This is a genomic window from Komagataeibacter sp. SM21 (assembly GCF_041402665.1).
Lineage (GTDB): Bacteria > Pseudomonadota > Alphaproteobacteria > Acetobacterales > Acetobacteraceae > Komagataeibacter > Komagataeibacter saccharivorans.
In genome coordinates, this window is the sequence record NZ_JBGLOV010000057.1 from 1 (window position 1) to 2,881 (window position 2,881).

At 57.5% G+C, this 2,881-nt stretch carries 2 protein-coding genes and 1 tRNA gene; 2 read left to right on the plus strand and 1 reads right to left on the minus strand.

Features of this window, described 5'->3' with window-relative positions:
* Positions 1-49 precede the first annotated feature (49 nt).
* Positions 50-126, plus strand: a tRNA-Met gene (locus tag ACBR42_RS16935).
* 210 nt (positions 127-336) lie between these two features.
* On the plus strand, positions 337-1,674 hold the full coding sequence (locus ACBR42_RS16940) for a diguanylate cyclase (protein ID WP_371208812.1): 1,338 nt from the start codon (positions 337-339) through the stop codon (positions 1,672-1,674).
* A 48-nt stretch (positions 1,675-1,722) separates the two neighbouring features.
* Here ACBR42_RS16940 and ACBR42_RS16945 read toward each other — a convergent pair whose 3' ends face one another.
* Positions 1,723-2,763 carry a CHAD domain-containing protein gene (locus tag ACBR42_RS16945; RefSeq protein WP_371208813.1) on the minus strand — a complete coding sequence of 347 codons (1,041 nt, stop codon included), beginning with the start codon at positions 2,761-2,763 and terminating at the stop codon, positions 1,723-1,725.
* Positions 2,764-2,881: the final 118 nt, after the last annotated feature.

Consider the following 2,881-nt stretch of genomic DNA (forward strand, 5'->3'; position numbering starts at 1 on the left):
GGCACGGGAAAGTCGGTCGCCGCCAGGTCTTCCAGTCTCCCCAAACAACCGCGGGGTGGAGCAGCCCGGTAGCTCGTCAGGCTCATAACCTGAAGGTCATAGGTTCAAATCCTATCCCCGCAACCATGAATAAGTCCCTGATCGGATACGATAAACCCGCCCTCAACAGGCGGGTTTTTTGTTGTTCAAAATCCTTCACGGGATGCAATTGGGATGGGACAGGGAAGACAGTTCCGCCCTCGACGCAACATGGCCGGTGCAATATGCTGTTTCCGTCGCCGCAATCAACCGGGATGATAAAGGCCAGTGCGAATGGGTACAAGGTCGGACGCTTCGGTGAGCCATGGATTTGATGATGTCATGGCCCTTGCGATACGGGGTAGTGGTACGGGAATCTGGGATCGGGATGTCCTGACGGGCGCTATTCACTATTCTGATGGATGGGCCGAGATACTTGGTTATCGCTCCGAAGAAATTTCCAGCCGGATAGAAGATAGCTACCAGCGCGTCCACCCGGACGATCTGGCCTATGTTCAGGCAACGATGCGCGATCACTTTGAAGGACTTACCCCCTCTTACGAAGTCGAACACCGCCTGCGTTGCAGGGATGGCAGCTATAAATGGGTAATGAGCCGTGGCCGTGTCGTCAGCCGGGATCAAGCGGGCCGGGCATTGCGGATGGTGGGCACCACCAGCGATATCAGCTCGATCAGGAGCCTGACGGATCAACTCCATCAGAGTATCGCGCTTATGACCAACCTGACCAATGAAGTGCCGGGTCTGGTATTTCAGTGCCGCCGGGAACCGGACAATACCGCCCGCCTCACATATGCCAGCGCGCGGATTGAGGAAATCTATGAACTGACAGCCGCACAGGTTGCCCTTAACACCGCCGCGATCCATGAACGCATTCATCCTGATGACCGGGAGATGTATCTGGCGACACTTGCAGCGGCGACCGCGGGGTTGACGCCCTGGCATTGTGTCTTTCGCGTGCTTCTGCCGGTTCAGGGACTGCGCTGGCGTCAGGTCGATGCCCATCCGCTCCGGCTGCCGGATGGCGCTACAGTGTGGCATGGTCTGGTGGTGGATGCGACGGCGCGTAAGCGGATGGAACAGGAACTGCATGATCTCGCCCGCGTGGATCATCTGACAGGTCTTCCGAACCGGCGGGCTTTTACTGAGCGGATGGAAGATGTCTGGCGCTCCATGCAGGACGGCGCCAGCCCGCAGATCGTGATGGCGATGATCGATATCGACCATTTCAAGGCGATTAACGACCAATATGGCCATGCGACAGGGGATGGCGTGATCCGCCATGTCGCGTCGGTCGTAATGGAAACATTGCGTTCAACCGATGACACGGGCCGCGTAGGGGGCGAGGAATTTGCAGCCTGCCTTCATGAGATTGATCTGACACAGGCCAGTGCGATTGCAGAACGTCTGCGTCTGGCTATTGCAGATGTACCGGTGCGTGTCGGCGGCCATACTATTGCCGTGACGGCCAGTATCGGTATTTCGGAGATGTGCGAGACGGATGTCAGTAGCGACGATGCACTGGCCCGTGCTGATATGGCCCTGTATTTTGCCAAGAAAAATGGACGTAACTGCGTGGCGCTGGCTACACCAGGTGAGCGGGGCATGGGCGTTGAAGCGGCCCTTCTGCCCCGGTAGAGGGACAGAATAGCCTACTGTGACGGGATATGGGGAAGGACCCCTGAATCATGACCGCCAGAAAGGCGTTGCCTTGTGAAATGCGGACCAGGCCTGGGGTAATCTGCGCGTGGCCTGTTGCCTGCGCTTTTTGCTCCATCGGATGACAGTATTGCAGGCTTTGGTGGAAAGATCAGGTTGAATGCAGCGTAATCTGTCCGTCAGTGTCAAAGCCACGGCTGCGTCATTGATGTCACCCAGACAGCTTTGCAGGCGACGGCAGTGTTTCAGGTAGGATTTGACCTTTCGGGTGGGGTACAGGCTGGCCATGGAATCCACGCTGTAACGCAGTTTCTTGAGTGTCTTGCGCAGTGAATGCAGGTCTGTCGTGGAAAGATGGCTTATGTGCCTGCCCCGCCGCACAACCTTTCGGGTCACCCGATCAAGCAGGTCAGGTGCCAGTGCTATCAGCTTATGGTCCATCTTTTTGTGGCTGCCCCTAAAGGGGGCATCTTCCATCCATGCTGTCAGGGCAAGCACGCATGCCGTGATATCCGGCCCGGCCAGTTCCTGTTGCAGGGCGTTATGGGCCTGTGTTCTCAATCCCGTTGCGGCGGTGTTGAGTGCCTGCCACCCGTCTTGCATCGGTAAGGCGGGAGAGGCCGTGCGCAATGTTTCGGTGCTGAATACATCCCAGTCGCGCGCAGCGCCCAATATGCGACCGATCCTTTGCAACCCGTCTTCAAATTGTGTGGCCTTCGTATCATCCAGACATACAGAAAAAAGTTGAAGTGTCGTGCGCAGCCGTCGGATAGCCACCCGCATCTGGTGTATGCCTTCCATATCGTCAGCCTTCACGGCTGGAAGGTTGTTGACCAGACTGTCCATGTCTTCGCGCATGATCCTTCTGAACCCATCTGCCGCAGTAATTTTGGCGGACAGAACAGGCGCGCGGGCCGGTGTGACCCGGATGGAATGACGGGTCAGAAGGCGGTAGCCGCGCCCGGCTTTGGTCTGGACGCTGATATGGAGCGGCAGATCGGCCTGTAGCCGTATTGCCAGATGATAGAGGGGTAGGACGGGGCCATTCTTGAGTTCCAGTGTAAGCATCCGGCGGGAGACGCGGGCGTATTCAGGCGGCGATGGTATTGTGGACCTGCTGGTGGGCTTTCCAGTGCCAGGGCAGGAGTTCATGGAGGCGTGGATTGGGGATGTCATTGATCCGTGC